This is a genomic window from Streptomyces sp. NPDC052687, from assembly GCF_040678395.1.
GTDB lineage: Bacteria > Actinomycetota > Actinomycetes > Streptomycetales > Streptomycetaceae > Streptomyces.
In genome coordinates this window covers 157,154-177,094 of record NZ_JBFATR010000002.1, presented here as the reverse complement: position 1 = coordinate 177,094, position 19,941 = coordinate 157,154, and the positions used below count along the sequence as shown (strand labels likewise).

Here is a 19,941-nt window from a genome sequence, read left to right as displayed (position 1 = left end):
AGCGCGGCGAGCGCCCGGTGGCGCACGGCGCGGGGGGGCGCGTGCGCCACCGGGGCACGGACGGGCGTACCGCGTACGGCGGCCGGGTCAGTCGTCCAGGGCGGCGGCGCCGGCCCGCGCGAACTTCTCGTCCAGGTCGCCCGAGGGCGCGCCCGCGACGCCGATGCCCGCGATGGGGGCGCCCTTGGCTGTGACGGGCACGCCGCCGGCCAGGAAGAGCGTGCCGGGGATGTCCTTCAGGTTCGGCGCGTTCTGCAGCCGCCTGGCCAGCTCGGAGGTGGGGGCGTTCCAGGAGACGGCGGTGTACGCCTTGCGCTCGGCGGACTGGTAGGACTGCGGTCCGGCGCCGTCGCCGCGCAGGGTGACGACCGTGTTGCCGTTGCGGTCGACGACGGCGACGGTGACCCGCTGCCCCTCCTGCTCGGCTGCGTCCAGCGCGGCCCGCGCGGCCTCGGTCGCGGCGTCGATCGTCAGATGGGAGCTCTGGAACAGGTCCCGGTTCCTCGCGTCGGCCTGAACGGCGGCGGGGGCGCCGTGGGCCGGGGAGCCTGCACTGGCGGAGACCGCGCCGACGGTCCCGAGGGCGACGGCGGCGACGAGGACGCCGCCGGTGAGGAGGCGGGTGCGGCGGGGGATGCGCTTGATGTTCTGCATGACGTCCATGCTGTGGCCGCCCGCCGGCCCGGTCCGTCGGCGCACCGGGTACGTCCGGCGCCCGGAAGGGACGAGGCGGGGGTCCACCGAACGGATGACCCCCCGGCGGCCGCAGCCCTCGGCCGCCCAGGGACGCCGGACGCCCGAGGACCCCGCCGGTGCACGGCGGGGTCCTCGGTTCTGCGGTCCGGTTCCGCGGTCCGGTTCTGCGGTCCGGTTCTGCGGGTGCTTCTGGCTTCTCGCGTGCCTCGGACGAACGACTCAGATGAACGAGTTGATCTGGATCGTCTCGTCCCGGCCCGGGCCCACGCCGATCGCGGAGATCGGGGCGCCGGACATCTCCTCCAGCGCCTTGACGTACGCCTGGGCGTTCTTCGGCAGGTCGGAGAAGGTCTTCGCCTTGCTGATGTCCTCGGACCAGCCCGGCAGCATCTCGTAGACGGGCTTCGCGTGGTGGAAGTCGGTCTGCGAGTACGGCAGCTCCTCGACGCGCTCGCCGTCGATCTCGTAGGCGACGCAGACGGGGATCTGCTCCCAGCCGGTGAGCACGTCGAGCTTGGTGAGGAAGAAGTCCGTCAGGCCGTTCACGCGGGTCGCGTAGCGGGCGATGACCGCGTCGAACCAGCCGCAGCGGCGGTCACGGCCGGTGGTGACACCCCGCTCGCCGCCGATGCGGCGCAGCGCCTCGCCGTCCTCGTCGAACAGCTCGGTCGGGAACGGGCCGGCGCCGACGCGCGTGGTGTACGCCTTGAGGATGCCGATGACGCGGCTGATCCGGGTCGGGCCCACGCCGGCGCCGGTGCAGGCGCCGCCCGCGGTCGGGTTCGACGAGGTCACGAACGGATACGTGCCGTGGTCGATGTCGAGCAGGGTGCCCTGGCCGCCCTCGAAGAGCACGACCTTGTCCTCGTCGAGCGCCTGGTTCAGCACGAGGACGGTGTCGGCGACGTACGGCCGGATCTGCTCCGCGTAGCCCAGCAGCTCCTCGACCACCTGGTCCACGGCGATGGCGCGGCGGTTGTACAGCTTGGTGAGGATCTGGTTCTTGACGTCGAGCGCCGCCTCGACCTTCTGGCGCAGGATCGACTCGTCGTAGAGGTCCTGGACGCGGATGCCGACGCGGTTGATCTTGTCGGCGTAGGTCGGGCCGATGCCGCGGCCGGTGGTGCCGATCTTGCGCTTGCCGAGGAAGCGTTCCGTCACCTTGTCGACGGTCACGTTGTACGGCGTGATGATGTGCGCGTTACCGCTGATCAGGAGCTTCGACGTGTCGACGCCGCGCTCGTTCAGCCCGCTCAGCTCGGAGAGCAGGACCGACGGGTCGACGACGACGCCGTTACCGATGACCGGCGTACAGCCGGGGGACAGGATTCCGGAAGGGAGCAGGTGGAGGGCGTACTTCTGATCGCCCACGACTACCGTGTGGCCGGCGTTGTTGCCGCCCTGGTAACGCACCACATAGTCGACGGAGCCGCCGAGCAGGTCCGTCGCCTTTCCCTTGCCTTCGTCACCCCACTGAGCACCGAGCAGCACAAGTGCGGGCACGCGCGTACACCCCTTCCGGGCGGGGCATGTCCAAGGTCAGGGGTGCGCGTGACACGGAGTGTGCCTCGTACACCGGCGACCTTCTTTGGCCGCAACCCGTCGGACCGGATGCCCCGGAATAGACGAAGCCCCTGGCGCAATAGCGCAAGGGGCTCTTGCACAAAGATGCTACCCGAGGAAGCGAGGCATGACCGAGGTGGCGACTTCCGCGACGTCCGAGCAGCTGTTGGTGATCATCGATCCGGTCGCCCGGCGAGTGGACTCGGAGTCCGCGCGAATCGCGAAAGACGTGCTCAGCGCGGGTGCGGCCACCAAGGTGTGCCTGCCGGACGGTCCGGAGGAATTCGCCCGGATGCTCGCCCGGCGCGGCTCCCGGCGCCCGGTCGTGGTCGGTGACGACCGGGCGCTGGTGCGGGCCGTGTCCGTTCTGCACCGGCAGCGGGACCTGGCCGGATGTGTGCTGTCGCTGGTGCCGGTCGGCAGCGGTTCCGGGGTGCTGTCGCTGGCCCGGTCCCTCGGGGTGCCGACGGGCACGGTGGCGGCGGCGCGGGCGGTGCTGGAGGGCGCGGAGCGGCGGCTGGACCTGCTCGTGGACGACAGCGACGGGGTGGTGGTCGGCGGGGTCGGCATCCCGCCGCTGCCGGGCGGGCGTACGGCACCGGAGGGGGCCACCGCGGTGAGCCGGCCGTGGCTGCGGACCTGCCAGTCGCTGGTCCGCACCCTCGTACCGCCGCGCCCCGCCCGCGTGGCCACCGTCGCCCCGCCGAGCCCCGCCGGGCCGGCCCGGCTGCGGGTCGAGGTCGACGGGCGCACCCTGGTGGACCTCGGCCAGCCCCTGACGGCCGTCTCGGTGATCCCGGGCCCCTCCGGCCTCGCCGAGGTCGAGGTACGCCCCCTGTCGGTGGGCGCGGCGGCCACGCCGCTGCGCGCGGAGGGCCGCAGGATCACGGTGACCGGTCCCGCCTTCCGCTACCGCGCCGACACCCAGGTCACCGGGCCGGTGCGGCGCCGGACGTGGACGGTGTCGGAGGGGGCACTGGGGTTGATGGTCCCGGCACCGGGCGGGTGAGTCAGTCCCCGGCCCGTTCCCGCTCGCGCTCTTCGGCCTGCTGCCGGGGCGCCCGGAAGCCGCTGGTGTCGAGGGCGCACCCGAACGGGGCGGGCAGGGCGAGCTTCTCCCCGAACGGCCTCGTCTGACGGGACTCGTACCCCTTGGGAGAGGGGTCCCAGAAGACGGTGGCCTGCTCCTCCTGCATGTCCAGCAGCAGGTACACGGGGACACCGGCCCTGCCGTAGACCACGACCTTGTCCGTCAGGTCGTCGTCGCGGGTGGCGGAGGAGGTCAGCTCGGCGGCCAGGGTCAGGGCTTCGCCGTCGAGGCGGTTGCTGGTCGTCCTGAAGATCTGCCGCGGCGCCACGTGGATGTCCGGTCCGTAGGCGCGTTCTTCGCCGGGGAAGACGTAGAGGAAGGGGCTGCAACTGATGCGGTGCCCGTCGGGCATGTGCGGTCGCAGCTGATCGCAGATCAGCTCCATGACGTCCTCGTAGTAACCCCTGGACCACGGCGACAAGACGATGCTCCCCCTGATGACCTCGGCCCTGAAGCCGGGCACGTCCCACTTGTCGAGGGTGTCGAGCAGCTCTTCGAAGCTGCCGGCCTCGGTGCCGCTTGTCGTCGGTCGCTCAGTCATCAACGTCATGATGCGCCCTCCCCTCGCCGCAGACCAGGCAGCACCCAGCGTAGCGACACGACTACGGTCATGTGATCATTTTGGCGGATCACGAGGTCATCGGCCGAACAGCTCCTGCCGCCGCTCGCGCCACCGCGCCATCAGCGTCTCCAGCTCGTCCTCCACGAACTCGAAGAAGGCGAGCGTCTCGGCGAGGCGGCGGCCCGCCGGGGTGTCGGGGCCGAGACTGGTGACGCCCTCGCGGAGCGCGTCCTCCCAGCGCTTGATGATCGCCTCGCGGTTGGTCAGCGCCTCGTACCACTGGTCGTTGTGCACCCGGTAGCGCTCGCGGCGGGAGCCGGGCTCGCGTTCGCGGGAGACCAGGTGGACCTGGGCCAGGTAGCGGACGGCGCCGGAGACCGCGGCGGGGCTGATCCTGAGCTGTTCGCCCAGCTCGGCGGAGGTGAGGGCGCCGCTGTCGGAGGCGAGCAGCGCGGCGAAGACACGGGCCGGCATCCGCGGCACGCCCGCCTCGACGAGCTGCGCCGCGAAGTGCTCCACGAACCGGGAGACCGTCTCGGGATCGCGCGCCACGCCGTGCGCCGCTCCGGCTGCGTCCGTCATGCCCTCGATCATCTCCCCGGTTCAGCGCCGTCGGGCCGGTCCCGTCCGAGTCTAACGGTGATTCATACGCTTCCTTAACTTCACAAATTTCTGAAAAAAGCGTACGTTCCGAAGCATGACGAAGGCCATCACCGTCCGCGGACTGCACAAGTCGTTCGGCCGGACACGGGCACTCGACGGACTCGACCTGGACGTGGAGGCGGGCGAGGTCCACGGCTTCCTCGGGCCCAACGGGGCCGGCAAGTCCACCGCCATCCGGGTCCTGCTCGGCCTGCTGCGCGCCGACTCCGGCAGCGCGCGGGTGCTCGGCCGCGACCCGTGGGCGGACGCCGTGGACCTGCACCGCCGTATCGCCTACGTCCCCGGCGACGTGACGCTGTGGCGCAACCTCTCCGGGGGCGAGGTCATCGACCTGTACGGCAGGCTGCGCGGCGGACTCGACACGCGACGGCGGGCCGAGCTGACCGAGCGGTTCGAGCTGGACCCGACGAAGAAGGGCCGGACGTACTCCAAGGGCAACCGGCAGAAGGTCGCCCTGGTCGCCGCGTTCGCCTCCGACGTCGACCTGCTGATCCTCGACGAGCCGACCTCCGGCCTCGACCCGCTGATGGAGGAGGTCTTCCAGCGGTGCGTGGCGGAGGAACGCGCGCGCGGGCGGACGATCCTGCTCTCCTCGCACATCCTCAGCGAGGTGGAGGAGCTGTGCGACCGGGTCAGCATCATCCGCAAGGGGCGGACCGTGGAGAGCGGATCGCTCGCCGAGCTGCGGCATCTGACCCGCACCAGCGTCAGCGCCGAGCTGGCCGGACCGCCGAACGGGCTGTCCCGGCTGCCCGGCGTGCACGATCTCGACGTCCAGGGGCGGCGGGTCCGGCTCCAGGTCGACACCGACAAGCTCGACGCCGTGCTGCGGCAGCTCAGCGAGGCGGGCGTGCGCTCGCTGACCTCCACCCCGCCCACTCTGGAGGAGCTGTTCCTGCGGCACTACCAGGACGAGCCGGCGCCAAAGGCGGCCCGATGACCGCCGCCTCCGTCCTCGCCGCACGGTCCGGCGGCGGCTCGCGCCCGCTGGCCGGCACCGGCACCCTGCTGCGCTTCGCGCTGCGCCGCGACCGGCTGACCATCCCGCTCTGGGTCGGCGTCAACGCGCTGATGGTGCTGTCCATGCCGAACACGCTCAAGGGCCTGTACGGCACGGCGGCCGAGCGCGCCGGCCTCGTACGGCAGCTGGAGACCAACGCCTCGCTGCGCGCCATGGTCGGCCCGGTCTTCGGCGACTCCTACGGCGCCCTGACCGTCTGGCGCGCCGGGGTCTACGCGGCCGCGCTCGCCGCCGTGACGAGCCTGCTCCTCGTCGTCCGGCACACCCGCGACGAGGAGGAGAGCGGACGTCAGGAGCTGATCTCCTCCGCGGTGGTCGGCCGCCGCGCCCCGCTCACCGCCGCGCTGCTCACCGCGGCCGTCGCCAACACCACCCTCGCGCTGCTGATCGCGGGCGGACTCGCCGCCCAGGGCGGCACCGGCGCACTCGCCTTCGGGCTCGGCGTCGCCGGAACCGGCATGGTGTTCGCGACGATGGCGGCGATCGTCGCCCAGTTCACCGAGAGCGCCCGGCTGGCCCGCGGGCTCACGGCGGCGGTGCTGGGCACCGCGTTCGTGCTGCGCGCCGCGGGCGACTCGGCCACCGACGACGGCTCGCACGTCCTGACCTGGCTGTCGCCGCTGGGCTGGCTGGAGAACCTGCGGGCGTTCGCCGGCGAACGGTGGTGGGTGCTGCTGCTGTTCGCGGGGGCCGCCCTGCTCCAGGGAGCGGTCGCCTACGCACTCGCCGGGCGCCGGGACATCGGCATGAGCTTCCTGCCCGCCCGGTCCGGTCCGGCCGCCGGACGCCTCGGCACCGCGGGCGCGCTCGCCTGGCGGCTGCAACGGGGCGGTGTGCTGGGCTGGAGCATTGGGTTCCTGCTCGCCGGTGTCGTCTACGGCGGGATGACAGAGGGCGCGGCCGACCTGGTCGGCGACAACGACAACGCGCGGCGGATCATCGAGCGGATGGGCGGACAGGCCGGCCTGACCGACGCGTTCCTGTCGGCCATGATCGGAATGCTGGGACTGGTCGCGGCGCTGTACATCGTCGCCTCGGTGCTGCGCCTGCACGGCGAGGAGACCTCCGGCCGGGCGGAGCCGGTGCTGGCGAACGCGGTGGGGCGGCTCCGGTGGGCCGCCGGCCATCTCGCCGTCGCGTTCGGCGGTACGGTCCTGATCATGCTGCTGGCCGGGCTGGGCTTCGCCCTGGGTCACGGCGAGCGGGTCGGGCCGGTGCTGGGCGCGTGCCTGGCGCAGGTGCCCGCCGTGTGGGTGATCGGCGGGGTGGCGGTCCTGCTGCACGGTCTGCTGCCCCGGGCGGCGACGGCGGCCTGGGCGGTCGCCGGGGCGGCGCTGCTGCTCGGCTGGATCGGGCCCGCGCTGGACGTACCGCGGGTGGTGCTGGACCTCTCCCCGTTCGGCCATCTCCCGAAGCTGCCGGGCGGGGAGCCGGACTGGACACCGCTGGTCCTCCTCACCGCGCTGGCGGCGGTGCTGGTGACGGCCGGGCTGGCGGGACTGCGGCGCCGGGATCTGGTCACTTCTTGACGTCTGGTCGCTTCCTGAGGCCTGGTCGCTTCCTGAGGTCTGGTCGCTTCTTGAAGTGGCCGGGCCCCGCACAGGGGGCGCGGACGCCCGCGCCGCGCCCCTAGGCGATCTTCACCTCCAGGCCCTCCAGTCCCCGGATAACGAAGTTCGGCTTGCGTTTCGGCTCCGAGGCCAGGGTCAGGGTCGGGGCGCGTTCCAGCAGTGCCCTCATGGAGGCGGCCAGTTCGATACGGGCCAGCGGGGCGCCGATGCAGTAGTGGATGCCGGCGCTGAACGAGATGTGCGGGTTGTCGGCGCGGGTGAGGTCGAGGCGGCCGGGTTCTGTGAAGACCGCCGGATCGTGGTTGGCGGAGCCGAACAGCAGGGCCAGTTCCGCTCCCCGCGGGATCACCGTCCCGTCGATCTCGATCTCGTCGAGGACCCAGCGTTCGAAGAGCTGGAGCGGGGTGTCGTAGCGCATCAGCTCCTCGACCGCGGTGGGGACCAGGGAGTGGTCCGCGCGCAGCGCCGCGAGCTGGTCCGGGTGGCGCAGCAGCGCCCACCAGCCGTTGACCGTGGCGTTCACGGTCGCCTCGTGGCCCGCGTTCAGCAGCAGCACGCAGGTCGAGATCATCTCCTGCTCGGTGAGCCGGTCGCCCTCGTCGTGCGCCGCGATCAGACCCGAGATCAGATCGTCGCCGGGTTTCCTGCGGCGCTCGGCGATCAGCCCCCTGAGGTAGTCCGAGAACTCCACCGACGCCCGCACCGCCTTGGCCGCCGTCTCCTGCGACGGGTTCAGCTCGTACATCCCGCAGATGTCCGCCGACCACGGCCGCAGTGGCGCCCGGTCGGACTCCGGGACGCCCAGCATCTCGGCGATCACCGCGACCGGCAGCGGCTCGGCGACCTCGGCCAGCAGATCACCGCCGCCCCGCCGGACCAGCCCGTCGGCCAGCTCCCCGGCCAGCGCCTCCACATACGGCTTCAGCCGCTCCACCGTGCGGGGCGTGAACGCCTTCGACACCAGCCGCCGGATGCGGGTGTGGTCCGGCGGCTCCAGGTCCAGCATCCCGTGGTCGTTGAGCGTGTGGAACGGCTCCTGCTCCGGCGGGGGCGGGGTGCGGCCGAACTCCTCGTGCGAGAAGCGGTGCCGGTACGTCCGCCCCAGCCGGCGGTCCCGCAGCAGCGCCGAGACGTCCGCGTGGTGCGGGACCAGCCACTGGTTCGTGGGCTCGTAGTAGTGCACGCGGCCGCGGGCGCGCAACTCGGCGTAGGCGGGGTAGGGGTCGGCGAGGAACGCCGGGTCCCACGGGTCGAAGGCTGCCATGACCGGACGCTAGCCCGGCGGCCCCGTCCCTGGCCAGGGGCCGCAATGCCCAGTTCCCTCGCCCCCTCGCGCAGGTCTCCTCGCGCTCGCGCGGCCGGGTCCCTCGCGGCCGGGTCCCTCGCGGCCAGGCCCCCTCGCGGCCAGGCCCCTCGCGGCCGGGTCAGCCCGGTGTCACCAGCCGCGCCTCGTAGGCGAACACCGCCGCCTGGGTGCGGTCCCGCAGGCCCAGCTTCACCAGGACCCGGCTGACATGCGTCTTGATCGTGGACTCGGCGACCACCAGCCGCTGCGCGATCTCCGCGTTCGACAGGCCGTGCGCGATGAGGACCAGCACCTCCGTCTCGCGGTCGGTGAGGTCGCCGTACGCCTGCTGCGCCTGCGGCAGCACCTTCGGGCCCTCGGCCAGCTTGGAGAACTCGGTGATCAGCCGCTTGGTGACCGACGGGGCGAGCAGCGCCTCCCCGGACGCCACCACCCGCACGCCCTCGGCGAGCTGCCGCGCCGAGGCGTCCTTCAGCAGGAACCCGGAGGCTCCCGCGCGCAGCGCCTGGTACACGTACTCGTCGAGGTCGAAGGTGGTCAGCACCAGCACCTTCGCCGTGCCGTCCGCGGCGACGATCTCCCGGGTCGCCTCGATGCCGTTCAGCTCCGGCATCCGGATGTCCATCAGCACGACGTCCGGTGACAGCTCCCGGACCCGGTCGACCGCCTCCCGGCCGTTCACCGCCTCGCCGACGACCTCGATGTCCGGCATCGCGTTCAGCAGGACCGAGAAGCCCTCGCGCACCATCATCTGGTCGTCCGCGACCAGGACGCGGATGGTCATGCGTCGTCCTCGCTCGCCGTCGGGACGGGCAGGAACACCGTCACCTCGTAGCCGCCGTCGTCCGTGGGGCCGGCCGTCATCTCGCCGCCCAGCATCGAGACGCGCTCGCGCATCCCGGTGATGCCGTGGCCGGCGCCCGGTGAGGGCTTGACCAGGGACGGCGCGGGCGGGGCGGTGTTGACCACGCGCAGGCCCAGCCCGCCGAGGACGTAGCCGATCTCGACGCGGGCGCTCGCGCCGGGCGCGTGTCTGAGGGTGTTGCTCAGCGCCTCCTGCACGATCCGGTACGCCGACAGCTCCACGCCCTGCGGGAGTTCGCGCACCGCTCCGGTCACCGTCTTGCCGACGTCCAGGCCGGCGTCGCGCACGTTGGCGAGCAGCGCGTCCAGGTCGGCGAGGGTGGGCTGCGGGGCGTCCGGGGCCTCGTAGTCCTCGGCGCGGACCACGCCGAGGACGCGGCGCAGTTCGGTGAGGGCCGCGACGGCGTTCTCCCGGATCGTCGCGAAGGCGCGCTCCAGCTCCGGCGGCGGGTTCTCCACCCGGTAGGGGGCGGCCTCGGCCTGGATGGCGACGACCGACATGTGGTGGGCGACCACGTCGTGCAGCTCCCGGGCGATCGTGGTGCGCTCCTCCAGCAGCGTGCGCCGGGACCGCTCGTGCGCGGTCACCGTCTGCTGGGCGGTGACCTCCTGCTCGGCCTCCCGGCGGATGTGCCAGACGGTGACGACGAGCAGGACCATGGCGGAGACGACCAGCATCGGCGCGGTGTTGGTGCTGTAGTGGCCCCAGCCGAAGAGGCTCTCGGCGAAGAACCCGTACACGCCGGTCAGCAGCCACATCCAGGCCGCCGTGCGGGGCCGGGTGCGGATCGCGACGACCGTCAGCACCACCAGGTGGGAGAGGAAGGCGCCGGGCGGCCACGGCCAGTCGCCCCAGCCGCCCAGCACGCCGCATATCAGCGTCGCGGCCATCGACGCCCAGAACGCGGCGACCGGCCGGACCATGGTCAGCAGCACCGGCGCGAGGGCGCACAGCGCGACGATCGGGTCCGCGCTGCCGCCGTCGCGGCCGACGGACGCCAGGAGCAGCGCGAAGAAGCTGGCGGCGCAAGTCACCGCGTGCGGGGTCCACGACACGTACTCCCGGAGCCGGCCCCGCAGCCGCCGGGTGAGCGGGCCGTCCGCCGCCATGCGGGGCAGCGGGCGGTAGGCGAAGGCGTCGCGGAACAGGTCCTGCCGCAGGCCGCGCAGGGCGTCGGCGGCCAGCCGGTACTCGGGGCTGCGCGGCTTGTAGGCGGCGTACGGGGAGCCGGCGGAACCGGCGGAATGCGTGGAGCCGGCAGAACCCGCGGGGCTCGGGGGGACTGTGGATGCCGCGTGTTCCGCGCGGCTCGCGGAGTGCGTCGGGTGGGTCTGGGGCGTCTCGGTCACGTTCGGAACGTTAGGCCGGTCGGGGGGTCACCGTCGTCACCACGCAGACGGGTCCTTCGGCGTCCGTCTCAGGTACTACGGGTCGCCCCCGCTCAGTAGCCCGTCGGCCGCACCAGCCCCGACTCGTACGCGAACACCGCCGCCTGGGTCCGGTCGCGCAGCCCCAGTTTCACCAGGATGCGGCCCACGTGCGTCTTCACGGTCTGCTCGGCGACCACCAGCTGACGGGCGATCTCCGCGTTGGACAGGCCGCGCGCGATCAGGGCGAGGACCTCCGTCTCGCGCTCGGTGAGATCCGCGACGCGTTCCTTCAGCGGGGCGCGCGGCGCGCCCCCCAGGCGGGAGAACTCGGTGATCAGCCGCCGGGTGACACCGGGCGCGAGCAGCGCGTCCCCCGCGGCGACCACCCGGACCGCCTCGGCGAGCTGGTCGGCGGAGGCGTCCTTCAGCAGGAACCCGGAGGCGCCGGCCCGCAGCGCCTCGTACACGTACTCGTCGAGGTCGAAGGTGGTCAGCACCAGCACCCGGGTGCGCTGGGTGGACGCGGTGACGCGGCGGGTGGCCTCGATACCGCCCAGCTCCGGCATGCGGATGTCCATCAGCACGACGTCCGGGTCGAGTTCGGCGACCTTGGCGACCGCGTCCAGGCCGTCCACCGCCTGGCCGATCACCTCGATGTCGGGCTTGGTGTTGAGCAGCACGGTGAAGCCCTGCCGGACCATCTGCTGGTCGTCGGCGATGAGTACACGGATCGTGCCGCTCGTCATGGGGTCTCTTCTCCTGTCGGTGGGGCTGTCGGAGGGTCGGTCGGTGGGGCTGTCGGTGGCTCTGTCGGTGGGTCGGGAAAGATGTACTCCGCCTCCGGCAGGCCGCGCAGGTCCTCGTCGGAGTCGTCGATGGCGCCGTCCCTGGGCAGGAAGGCGTTGACCTGGAATCCGCCGTGCAGGGTCGGCGACGCGGTGACGTGCCCGCCGAGCATCGCCGCGCGCTCCCGCATCCCGAGCAACCCGTGCCCGGCGCCCGGGGAGGGCGGGGCCGGGCGCTCCGGGCGGCCGTTGACCACATCCAGGAGCAGACCCTCCGGCATGTGGTCGACCACGACGCGCACGCGGGAACCCGGCGCGTGCCGCAGCGCGTTGCTCAGCGCCTCCTGCACGATCCGGTACGCCGACAGCTCCACGCCGGGCGGATACGGCGACTCCGGCCGGCCCCGCACCTCGGCGGCCACCTTCAGCCCGGCCGCCCTGGTGTTCTCGATCAGCGCGTCCAGGCGGTCCAGGGTGGGCTGCGGGGCGTCCGGCGCCGCGCCGGCCCCGGACTCGCCGAGGCCGTAGGGGTCGTCGGGGTTCTCCGAGCGCAGCACGCCGAGGACGCGCCGCAGTTCGGTCAGCGCCTCCAGCGCGTTCTGCCGGATGCCGGCCAGGTTCTCCTTCAGCTCCTCCGGCGGGTTCTCCACCAGGTGGGGGGCGACCTGGGCCTGGATGGAGATCACCGACATGTGGTGGGCGACCACGTCGTGCAGCTCCCGCGCGATCCGGTTGCGCTCCTCCAGCAGGGTGCGGCGGGCGCGTTCCTCGGCGGTGATGGTGGCCTGCCGGCCGAGTTCGGCCCGGGCCTCGCGGCGGCCGCGCAGGGCCATGCCGAGGATGACGGCGACGGCGAAGACGGCGATCGCGAGGACGCCGGTGCTCTGGTAGTCCGGTGCGCCCAGCAGGCCTTGCAGCGCCCAGGTCAGCGCCAGTGTGACGAACAGCGCCTCGGCGGACACCCGGCTGGGCACCCGCAGCGCGAGCAGCAGCAGCACGAGCAGGCCCGCGATGATCCCGGCGGAGGTCCACGGCCAGGTGAACTCGTCGGCGGCCCCCGACAGCTGCCGCTGCCGCAGCGCCACGGCCCCGGCCACGAACGCCGCCGTCGACAGCCACCAGGCGGGCACCGGCCGCCACAGCGCGAGCACCACCGCGCCGCCCTTCGCCGCGGCGATCGGCAGGGCGAAACCGAAGCCCAGCGCGCCGTGGTCCTGCAGCTGCGCCAGATCGCCGACCGTGAGGGCGACCGCGGTCAGGCACACCAGGCCGTGCGGCAGCCAGCGCAGCCACACGAACGGGGGCAGCGGGTCCGCCGCGAGGGTGCACAGGTCGTCGCGCAGCACGCGCAGCCAGACCCGCGCCCGCTCCCCCGGCCCGCGCAGCACGCGCAGCCAGAACCGCGCCCGCTCCCCCAACCCACGCACCGCCGCGTCCCGTCCCCGGCCACGGTCCCGGTCCCGGTCCGTCTCCTTTTCCGTCACTCGCTCAACCCTAGGCACGGCGGGCCTCCTTCGGCGCCGCGTCGGCGGGGCCGCGGTGGGTGCGGACGACCCGGGACGGGTGCCGCGCCGGCCGGTCCGGACGTCGCTCGCGGCCGCGGAACGCCGTCCAGCACACGCCCAGCGCGAGGGCGAACACCGGCAGCCACAGCAGCCGGGCCGCGACCCAGCCCATACCGTCGGGGACCGTGTGCAGGCCGGGCAGCCGGCCGGCGAGCAGGCCGGTGGCCGTGGTGGCCATCAGGGCCGTCTGATGCCACAGGAAGACCGTCATGGCGGACAGGCTGACCAGGACCACCGCCGCCCAGGCGACCGGGCGGCGCAGCGCGCGGCGCAGCGGCGCGCGCAGCAGCAGGGCCGCCCCGCACTGGGCCACGCCGAAGGTGACGGCGGCCAGCGTCGGCGGGTTCAGGTTGGAGACCTCGGCGCCCGGCACGCCGACCATGGACGCCGGGTATCCCGCCCAGGCCACCAGCGCCGCCGTCACCGCCGCCCCGCCGGCCAGCAGGATCCAGCCGGCGCGCCGGCGCTCCAGCTCGCCGCGGGTCCAGGCCGCGCCGAGGGTGTAGGGCACCAGCCAGCCCGCGGCCAGATTGGCCCAGCCCGGCCAGGAGGGGCCGCCGAGGCCGAAGCGCACCAGGTCCACATGGAGGACGACGGCGAGCGGCCACAGCGGGTTCACCCGGGTGAGCAGCGGGGTCGCCGCCGTCAGCGCGGCGAAGACCAGCAGGAACCACAGCGGGGACAGGGCGAGCTTGACCAGGGTGCGCACGGTGGCGAGGTCGGCGCCGGTCAGCAGCAGCGCCGCCGTGGCCACCGCCCACAGGGCGAGCAGGGCGGTCACCGGGGCGAACAGCCGGGCGAGCCGGGCGCGCAGCCACTGTCCGTACGTCTCCCCGCGGGCCTGTGCCGCGGCCAGCGACCGGGTCGCCACATGCCCGCCGGCCAGGAAGAACACGGCGAGGGTCTGGAAGACCCAGGAGACCGGTGTCAGGAGGGGCAGGTGTCCGAGCGGGCTGTCGGCGCGCAGGGTGGCGCCGTCGGCGACGAGCGCGGTCACCAGCCAGTGGCCGAGGACGACGCCGAGGATGGCGAGGGCGCGCAGCGCGTCGACCGCGCGGTCCCGCGTGGCGGGGGTCGCCGCGTCCAGCCGCGCGGCGCCCCGCAGGAGCGGACGCATGAGGTCACGCACGGGTCACCTCCGAGGTCTGGCCGAGGACGATCCGGGCGAGGTTGGCCAGGGGGACGGAGCCCGGGTCGAAGTAGTCGCTGTGGCCGCCGTCGCCTGCGGCGAAGACGCGGGCGCCGAACGCCGGGGACACCGGGTCGGTGCCGAAGCCGACGGTCGTGCCGAACAGGTCCGCCTCCGCGTGGGGCACTCGCGCGACCCAGTCGTCGCCGCCGCGGGCCGCCCAGATCCGCGCGGGGGTGTGCAGCGCGGCGGCGTCTGCGGCACCGGTGCCGGGGCTGCCGAGGAGGGCGATGTCGGCGACGGGCGGGCCGCCCCGGACGGCGGCGCGGGCGCAGACGACCGTGCCGTAGGAGTGGCACAGCAGGGAGACGCGGGTGTCACGGCCCGTTACGGCGTACAGCCCGCGCAGGAACTCGTTCAGCACGGGGGCGGCCTGGTCGGCGCGGCCGGGGGTGAGGACGGCGGTGCTGACCGTGCCGGGGGTGTCGTAGCCGAGCCAGGCCACCACCGCGACCCGTCCCGCCGCGCGGCCGTCCTCGGCGGTGAGCCGGTGGTGCAGGGCGGTCGCCGTCGCGCGGAAGCGGCCGTAGGTGTCGAGGGAGGTGTCGGAGCCGGGGACCAGCACGGCGACGCGCTCCGCGCGGGCGAGGTCGCCGAAGACCTCGACGACCCGGCCGCTGCCGCGGCCGTCGAAGGCGAGGAGCCGGCGGGACGCGGCGGCCAGGGCGCGGTCCGCGTCCGCGCGGTGCCGGTCGCCGTGCGCGGCGGCCATCCGGGCGGCCCGCGCGGCGTTGGCGCGGTTCGCCGCGTACGCCGTGTCCAGCGTGGCCGCGGTGAGCGGGGGGAGGACGGCCGGGGCCGGGGCCGGGATCGAGGGACGGGCGGCGGCGGACAGCGGCAACACCACACAGGCGGTGATGAGCAGGGCGAGCAGGGCGCGCACGCGGCGCGGCGCACGGCGGCGGCGCGCACCACCGCGACGCGCCGACGAGACGCCGGCGGTGCGAAGGCCGCTGCGGGCGCCGGAAGCCTCGGAGGCGCCGTGCATGCCGGGAGCACCGAGGGCACCGTGAGTGACGGGGGCACCGGCGGCGCTGTGCGTGCCCGGAGTGCCGGGGACGCTGTGTCCGCCGGAGGTGCCGCGGCCCGATACGGCGGTCGGCTCCATGGTCGCTTCCCTTCCGGCCCGCCCGTCCATCGGGCAGGCCCACCAGGGAAGTTACGGAGCGCGGGCCGTCGCCCGCGTCCCGCCGCGGAGCTCTTCGCGGACGTAGCTCTCAGGTACTACGGGTATGACGAGGGCCGCGGCCCGGACGCCCGGCCCGCCCGCCCGGCCGGCCCGCCCGGCCCGCCCGGCGTCTCCCCCTCACCACGCCAGCTGCGCGATCTCCTCCACCACCACCGCGCAGGCGTCCGCCGCTGGGTCGATCAGCGGGAAGTGGCCGACGTCCTCCAGCAGCGTCAGCCCGACGACCTCCCCGGCCTTGGCCGCCGCGTCCGCGTACGCCTCGGCGACCGCCTGCGGCACGTCCCGGTCGGTGCGCCCCTGGACCAGGGTCGTCGCGATGCCCGTCGGCAGCAGCAGCGCCGGGTCGGCGTACGGCTGCCGTTCGGCGAACGCGTCCTGTCCGCCCAGGAGTTGACGCACCGCGCCGCCGCACACGTCGAGCTTGTCCGCGACCGCGAGGTCGGCGATCGGGGCGAGGGCGACGACCCCGCGCAGCGGGGCGGGTCCGTCGGTGCGCCAGGGCGCGTCGGCGGGCAGCAGGTGCCGGGCGGCGGCCCACAGCGCGAGGTGGCCGCCGGCCGAGTGCCCGGTGAGCACCGTACGGCCGGGATCGGCCTGCGGCACGGCCGGGCGCACCAGCGCGGGCAGGGCGTCGAGCGCGGCGGCCACGTCGTCGAAGGTGTCCGGCCAGCGCCCGGCGACATGCGGCCCGCCGGCACCGCCCTCCTGCGTCCCGCCCGCTGCACCGCCCCCCTGCGTACCGCCCGCCGCACCGCTCCCCCGCACCCCGCCCGCGGCTCCCTCCGGCGCCCCGCGCCGGTACTCCACACTCGCCACCGCGAAACCCCTGCGGGCCAGGAAGCCGGCGAACGGGCTGATGTGACGGCGGTCGTACGGGGCCCGCCAGGCGCCCCCGTGCAGGACGACGACCAGCGGCGCGAGGGACGTGGGGCCGGCGGGCTCGGTGCCGCGCGGGGCGTAGAAGTCGATCACCTGGTCGGGATGGTCCCCGTACGCGGCGGTGGCGTCGGGGGCGACGGGCGGATGCGAGAAGGCGGACTCCTCCTCGGCGGCGGCCCGTGCTGCTGCGACGTCGTCCGTCATGCTCCAACCTCTCAGCGATGAAACCTTTTTGGCGGACCGGGTGGGTATCAGGCCGTTGGCCGGGACGGTATCAGGCGGGTGACGTGCGGGGACATGGGGATGTCACGCTCGGTGAGGGATAAACGGTTCTGCTGTTTCGTTACCCTGAAGGGACGACACAGGGACGACGAAGGGACGACCCTCAGGGGTCCCCGCGTGCACCGAGGAGGCCGCCATGTCCGCCGAACCCGGCACCGTACGTCCCGGAGGACGGACCGCCCGAGTCCGCGCCGCGGTGCTGCGGGCCGCGGGAGACGTGCTCGCGGAGCAGGGCTTCGACCGGCTCGATCTCGCGGACGTGGCACGGCGGGCGGAGGTCGGCAAGACGACCGTCTACCGGCGGTGGGGATCGGTCACGGGGCTCGTCGCCGACCTGCTCGTGGACATGGCCGAGCAGTCGTCGCCCCGGGAGGAGACCGGCTCGGTGCTCGGGGACCTGCGGGCCAACGCCTCGCTGGTGCAGCGCACCCTGGCCGACCCCCGGCAAGGGGCGCTGTTCCGTGCGGTGATCGCCGCGGCGACCTGCGACGAGCGGACGGCGGCGGCGCTGCGCCGGTTCTACGAGGTCCGGGTGGACGAGTGGGCCCCCTGTGTGGAACAGGGGGTGGCCCGCGGCGAGTTGCCCGCGGGCACGGACCCCCGGGCGGTCGTACGGGCCGTGTCCGCCCCCCTGTACTACGGGTTGCTGACCTCCGGAACCGTCCCCGACGCCCCCGCCGCGGAGCGCGCCGCGCGCGCCGCCCACGCCGCCGCCGTGGCGGGGGTGTACGTGACCGGCCCTCCCGGGCCCTAGGCCAGCACCTCCCCCAGCACCCGCGCCGCCCGCTCCACGTCCGCGAACCCCACGTACAACGGGGTGAAGCCGAACCGCAGGACGTCCGGGGCGCGGAAGTCTCCGACCACGCCCCGCCCGATCAGGCGCTTCATGACCTCACCGGCGTCCGCGCAGCGCAGCGCGACCTGGCTGCCGCGCTCCGCGTGCGGGACGGGGGTCACGGACTCGACGCGGCCCGACGGCACGTACGCGGACACGCACTCGAGGAAGAAGTCCGTGAGGGCCAGCGACTTGGCCCGCACCGCCTCGATGGAGACCCCGTCCCAGACGTCGAGGGCCGCCTCCAGCGCGAGCAGCGAGAGGATGTCGGGCGTGCCGACCCGGCCGCGGAGGGCGCCCGGCGCGGGCTCGTACTCCGGGCGCATCCCGAACGGCTCCGCGTGGGAGTTCCAGCCGGGCAGCGGGGAGTCGAAGCGGTCCTGGTGCTCGGCGCGCACGTAGAGGTACGCGGGTGAACCCGGCCCGCCGTTCAGGTACTTGTAGGTGCAGCCGACCGCCAGGTCGACGCCGTGCTCGTCGAGGCCGACCGGCAGGGCGCCCGCGCTGTGGCACAGGTCCCAGACGGCGAGGGCGCCCGCGCGGTGCGCGGCGGCCGTCAGCGCCGGCAGGTCGTGCAGCCGGCCGGTGCGGTAGTCGACGTGGTTGAGGAGCACGGCGGCCGTCCGGTCGCCCAGCGCGTCCGGTACCTCGGCCGGGGCCACCGGGCGCAGCGTGCGGCCCGTCAGGCGGGCCGCGGACGCGGCGATGTAGCCGTCGGTGGGGAAGGTCGTCGCGTCGACGAGGATCTCGTCCCGCCCGTCCCCGGCCATGCGCACGGCCGCGACCAGCGCCTTGAAGATGTTCACGCTGGTGGAGTCGCCGACCACCACCTGCCCGGGCGCCGCGCCGAGCAGCGGGGCGATCCGGTCGCCGATCCGCTCGGGCGCGGTCCACCAGCCGCTCTCCTCCCAGGAGCGGATCCGCAGTTCGCCCCACTGGCGGGAGACGACGTCGGCGACCCGTCCGGGGACGACGGCGGGCAGCGCGCCCAGCGAGTTGCCGTCCAGGTAGACGACGTCGTCGAGGACGAACTCGGCGCGTTTGCCGGCCAGTTCGTCGGCCGCGTCCAGTTTCTCGGCCCGTGCCGTGAGGTCAGACATACGACCTCGCCGTCCACAGCTCCGGGAAGACGTTCTTGCGCGCCCGCTTCTCCAGCCAGGCCACACCGGCCGAGCCGCCCGTGCCGGGCTTGGCGCCCATGGCGCGGCGGGTGGCGACCAGGTGGTCGTTGCGCCATCGCCACACCAGTTCCGCCACGTCCGTCAGCGCCTCGCCGAGGCGGGCGAGTTCGTCGCTCTCGTCGCCGGAGTAGACGGCGGCCCAGGCCCGTTCGACCTCCTCCGACGGCTCGTAGCGCCGGGACACGTCACGCTGCAGGACGGACGCCGGGATGGCGTGGCCGCGGCGGGCCAGCAGCCGCAGCACCTCGTCGTAGAGGCTGGGCTCGTGCAGCGCCTTCTCCAGTTCCGCGTGGACGCGGGGCGCGCCCCGGTGCGGGACCAGCATGGACGCGGACTTCTCACCGAGCAGGAACTCCAGCCGCCGGTACATCGCGGACTGGAATCCGGAGCCCTCGCCCAGGGCGCCGCGGTAGGCGTTGAACTGCGCGGGCGTGAGCTGGCCGAGCGGCTTCCAGGACGCGTTGAGCGCCTCCAGCTCGCGGACGGATCGTTTCAGCGCGGCGATCGCCACCGGGACGTCGTCCTCGCGCAGCGCCTTCGCGGCCGTCTCCCACTCGTGGACGACGCAGGTGAACCACAGCTCCATGACCTGGGTCGTGACCAGGAAGACCATCTCGCCGGGATCGTCGGAGAGGGTGTGCTGGAGATGGGTGAGGACGTCGGCCTTGACGTAGTCCTCGTACGGGGTGGTCCCCTGGAAGTCGAGATGCGGGGTCTCGGGCTCGTGGATGTGCTGAGCCTCGTGGGACATCGCTGTCTCCTGTTGTGCTCCGGGTAGCGGTCCGCCCCTGCCGTTACCGGCACGGGGGCCCCGGTCCCCACCCCGCATCCTGCGCAATGCCCGGCAACATCGCAAGGCCCGCCCGGTCACACCTGGCCGGACGGGCCTCACCGGCGGGCAGGACTCAGCCCAGCGTCTGCGCCGCCGTCGGCGAGGAGTCCTTCAGGAACTGCGAGCAGCGCTCGTACTCCTCCTGCTCGCCGATCGCCTGCGCGGCGCGGGCGAGGGCGTGCAGGGCGCGCAGGAAGCCGCGGTTCGGCTCGTGCTCCCACGGCACCGGGCCGTGGCCCTTCCAGCCGTTGCGGCGCAGCGCGTCCAGGCCGCGGTGGTAGCCGGTACGGGCGTAGGCGTACGACTCCACCGTGCTGCCCCGCTCGAACGCCTCGTCGGCCAGGCGGGCCCAGGCCAGCGACGAGGTCGGGTACTTCGCGGCGACCTCCGCGGCGGGGGTGCCGCCGGCCAGCAGCTCGCGCGGCTCCGGGTCGTCGGGGAGGTGGGTCGGGGGCGGGCCCCCGAGCAGGTTCTCGTGAATCGTCATGGGTTCAGTC

19 protein-coding genes are annotated in these 19,941 nt (G+C 74.0%); 4 read left to right on the top strand and 15 right to left on the bottom strand.

What is annotated here, in order from left to right:
* Positions 1 to 87: 87 nt before the first annotated feature.
* Together AB0K92_RS03730 and AB0K92_RS03725 are read right to left on the bottom strand one after the other, a co-directional pair.
* On the bottom strand, positions 88 to 645 hold the full coding sequence (locus tag AB0K92_RS03730; RefSeq protein ID WP_365919398.1) for a heme-binding protein: 558 nt from the start codon (positions 643 to 645) through the stop codon (positions 88 to 90).
* Between the two features lie 270 nt (positions 646 to 915).
* Positions 916 to 2,199, bottom strand: coding sequence for an adenylosuccinate synthase (locus AB0K92_RS03725; protein WP_365919056.1), 1,284 nt, complete (start codon positions 2,197 to 2,199; stop codon positions 916 to 918).
* 187 nt (positions 2,200 to 2,386) lie between these two features.
* Here AB0K92_RS03725 and AB0K92_RS03720 point away from each other — a divergent pair, with 187 nt between their 5' ends.
* Positions 2,387 to 3,268, top strand: a complete 882-nt coding sequence (locus AB0K92_RS03720) for a diacylglycerol kinase family protein (protein WP_166000810.1) — start codon at positions 2,387 to 2,389, stop codon at positions 3,266 to 3,268.
* 1 nt (position 3,269) lies between these two features.
* On the opposite strand, the gene AB0K92_RS03715 is transcribed toward AB0K92_RS03720, so the two are convergent.
* Together AB0K92_RS03715 and AB0K92_RS03710 are read right to left on the bottom strand one after the other, a co-directional pair.
* A complete protein-coding gene (locus tag AB0K92_RS03715) occupies positions 3,270 to 3,899 on the bottom strand; it encodes a Uma2 family endonuclease (protein ID WP_365919054.1) in 630 nt (209 codons plus the stop codon).
* Positions 3,900 to 3,986: 87 nt separating this feature from the next.
* Positions 3,987 to 4,493 carry a MarR family transcriptional regulator gene (locus AB0K92_RS03710; RefSeq protein WP_365919052.1) on the bottom strand — a complete coding sequence of 169 codons (507 nt, stop codon included), beginning with the start codon at positions 4,491 to 4,493 and terminating at the stop codon, positions 3,987 to 3,989.
* 115 nt (positions 4,494 to 4,608) lie between these two features.
* On the opposite strand from AB0K92_RS03710, the gene AB0K92_RS03705 reads away from it, so the two are divergent.
* The gene (locus tag AB0K92_RS03705; protein ID WP_365919050.1) at positions 4,609 to 5,514 is read left to right on the top strand and encodes an ABC transporter ATP-binding protein; all 906 of its coding nucleotides are present in this window, start codon (positions 4,609 to 4,611) and stop codon (positions 5,512 to 5,514) included.
* Complete coding sequence (locus AB0K92_RS03700; RefSeq protein ID WP_365919048.1) at positions 5,511 to 7,124, top strand: ABC transporter permease; 1,614 nt, start codon at positions 5,511 to 5,513, stop codon at positions 7,122 to 7,124. The genes AB0K92_RS03705 and AB0K92_RS03700 overlap by 4 nt, the downstream gene beginning before the upstream one ends.
* Before the next feature lie 100 nt (positions 7,125 to 7,224).
* On the opposite strand, the gene AB0K92_RS03695 is transcribed toward AB0K92_RS03700, so the two are convergent.
* The 8 genes from AB0K92_RS03695 to AB0K92_RS03660 form a co-directional block, all read right to left on the bottom strand.
* Positions 7,225 to 8,430, bottom strand: a complete 1,206-nt coding sequence (locus AB0K92_RS03695; RefSeq protein WP_365919046.1) for a cytochrome P450 — start codon at positions 8,428 to 8,430, stop codon at positions 7,225 to 7,227.
* Positions 8,431 to 8,590: 160 nt separating this feature from the next.
* Positions 8,591 to 9,256: a response regulator transcription factor gene (locus AB0K92_RS03690; RefSeq protein WP_365919044.1), complete on the bottom strand. Its 666-nt coding sequence runs from the start codon at positions 9,254 to 9,256 to the stop codon at positions 8,591 to 8,593.
* The gene (locus AB0K92_RS03685) at positions 9,253 to 10,521 is read right to left on the bottom strand and encodes a histidine kinase (RefSeq protein ID WP_365919397.1); all 1,269 of its coding nucleotides are present in this window, start codon (positions 10,519 to 10,521) and stop codon (positions 9,253 to 9,255) included. Before AB0K92_RS03685 ends, AB0K92_RS03690 begins: the two co-directional genes overlap by 4 nt.
* Before the next feature lie 257 nt (positions 10,522 to 10,778).
* Positions 10,779 to 11,453 (bottom strand): response regulator transcription factor, encoded by a 675-nt coding sequence (locus AB0K92_RS03680; protein WP_365919042.1) that lies wholly within the window; start codon positions 11,451 to 11,453, stop codon positions 10,779 to 10,781.
* Positions 11,450 to 12,838 carry a sensor histidine kinase gene (locus tag AB0K92_RS03675; RefSeq protein WP_365919395.1) on the bottom strand — a complete coding sequence of 463 codons (1,389 nt, stop codon included), beginning with the start codon at positions 12,836 to 12,838 and terminating at the stop codon, positions 11,450 to 11,452. The genes AB0K92_RS03680 and AB0K92_RS03675 overlap by 4 nt, the downstream gene beginning before the upstream one ends.
* Before the next feature lie 148 nt (positions 12,839 to 12,986).
* Positions 12,987 to 14,174, bottom strand: a complete 1,188-nt coding sequence (locus tag AB0K92_RS03670; protein WP_365919394.1) for an acyltransferase — start codon at positions 14,172 to 14,174, stop codon at positions 12,987 to 12,989.
* Positions 14,175 to 14,178: 4 nt separating this feature from the next.
* Positions 14,179 to 15,354, bottom strand: a complete 1,176-nt coding sequence (locus AB0K92_RS03665) for an alpha/beta hydrolase (protein ID WP_365919040.1) — start codon at positions 15,352 to 15,354, stop codon at positions 14,179 to 14,181.
* Positions 15,355 to 15,552: 198 nt separating this feature from the next.
* Positions 15,553 to 16,518 (bottom strand): alpha/beta hydrolase, encoded by a 966-nt coding sequence (locus AB0K92_RS03660; RefSeq protein WP_365919038.1) that lies wholly within the window; start codon positions 16,516 to 16,518, stop codon positions 15,553 to 15,555.
* A 214-nt stretch (positions 16,519 to 16,732) separates the two neighbouring features.
* Here AB0K92_RS03660 and AB0K92_RS03655 point away from each other — a divergent pair, with 214 nt between their 5' ends.
* On the top strand, positions 16,733 to 17,350 hold the full coding sequence (locus tag AB0K92_RS03655; protein ID WP_365919036.1) for a TetR/AcrR family transcriptional regulator: 618 nt from the start codon (positions 16,733 to 16,735) through the stop codon (positions 17,348 to 17,350).
* Here the strand turns inward: AB0K92_RS03655 and kynU are convergent.
* The 3 genes from kynU to AB0K92_RS03640 form a co-directional block, all read right to left on the bottom strand.
* Positions 17,347 to 18,531, bottom strand: a complete 1,185-nt coding sequence (gene kynU, locus AB0K92_RS03650; RefSeq protein WP_365919034.1) for a kynureninase — start codon at positions 18,529 to 18,531, stop codon at positions 17,347 to 17,349. The two genes, AB0K92_RS03655 and kynU, sit on opposite strands and share 4 nt — an antisense overlap.
* On the bottom strand, positions 18,524 to 19,363 hold the full coding sequence (locus AB0K92_RS03645) for a tryptophan 2,3-dioxygenase family protein (protein ID WP_166000788.1): 840 nt from the start codon (positions 19,361 to 19,363) through the stop codon (positions 18,524 to 18,526). Before AB0K92_RS03645 ends, kynU begins: the two co-directional genes overlap by 8 nt.
* Before the next feature lie 154 nt (positions 19,364 to 19,517).
* Positions 19,518 to 19,931 (bottom strand): DUF3151 domain-containing protein, encoded by a 414-nt coding sequence (locus AB0K92_RS03640; protein ID WP_166000786.1) that lies wholly within the window; start codon positions 19,929 to 19,931, stop codon positions 19,518 to 19,520.
* Between the last annotated feature and the right edge of the window lie 10 nt (positions 19,932 to 19,941).

Excerpts from the sequence above, each read along its gene's own strand:
- AB0K92_RS03720 (WP_166000810.1), top strand. The coding sequence starts at position 2,387 with ATGACCGAGGTGGCGACTTCCGCGACGTCCGAGCAGCTGTTGGTGATC.
- AB0K92_RS03715 (WP_365919054.1), bottom strand. The coding sequence starts at position 3,899 with ATGACGTTGATGACTGAGCGACCGACGACAAGCGGCACCGAGGCCGGC.
- AB0K92_RS03710 (WP_365919052.1), bottom strand. The coding sequence starts at position 4,493 with ATGACGGACGCAGCCGGAGCGGCGCACGGCGTGGCGCGCGATCCCGAG.
- AB0K92_RS03705 (WP_365919050.1), top strand. The coding sequence starts at position 4,609 with ATGACGAAGGCCATCACCGTCCGCGGACTGCACAAGTCGTTCGGCCGG.
- AB0K92_RS03700 (WP_365919048.1), top strand. The coding sequence starts at position 5,511 with ATGACCGCCGCCTCCGTCCTCGCCGCACGGTCCGGCGGCGGCTCGCGC.
- AB0K92_RS03695 (WP_365919046.1), bottom strand. The coding sequence starts at position 8,430 with ATGGCAGCCTTCGACCCGTGGGACCCGGCGTTCCTCGCCGACCCCTAC.
- AB0K92_RS03690 (WP_365919044.1), bottom strand. The coding sequence starts at position 9,256 with ATGACCATCCGCGTCCTGGTCGCGGACGACCAGATGATGGTGCGCGAG.
- AB0K92_RS03680 (WP_365919042.1), bottom strand. The coding sequence starts at position 11,453 with ATGACGAGCGGCACGATCCGTGTACTCATCGCCGACGACCAGCAGATG.
- AB0K92_RS03670 (WP_365919394.1), bottom strand. The coding sequence starts at position 14,174 with ATGCGTCCGCTCCTGCGGGGCGCCGCGCGGCTGGACGCGGCGACCCCC.
- AB0K92_RS03665 (WP_365919040.1), bottom strand. The coding sequence starts at position 15,354 with ATGGAGCCGACCGCCGTATCGGGCCGCGGCACCTCCGGCGGACACAGC.
- AB0K92_RS03660 (WP_365919038.1), bottom strand. The coding sequence starts at position 16,518 with ATGACGGACGACGTCGCAGCAGCACGGGCCGCCGCCGAGGAGGAGTCC.
- AB0K92_RS03655 (WP_365919036.1), top strand. The coding sequence starts at position 16,733 with ATGTCCGCCGAACCCGGCACCGTACGTCCCGGAGGACGGACCGCCCGA.
- kynU (WP_365919034.1), bottom strand. The coding sequence starts at position 18,531 with ATGTCTGACCTCACGGCACGGGCCGAGAAACTGGACGCGGCCGACGAA.
- AB0K92_RS03645 (WP_166000788.1), bottom strand. The coding sequence starts at position 19,363 with ATGTCCCACGAGGCTCAGCACATCCACGAGCCCGAGACCCCGCATCTC.
- AB0K92_RS03640 (WP_166000786.1), bottom strand. The coding sequence starts at position 19,931 with ATGACGATTCACGAGAACCTGCTCGGGGGCCCGCCCCCGACCCACCTC.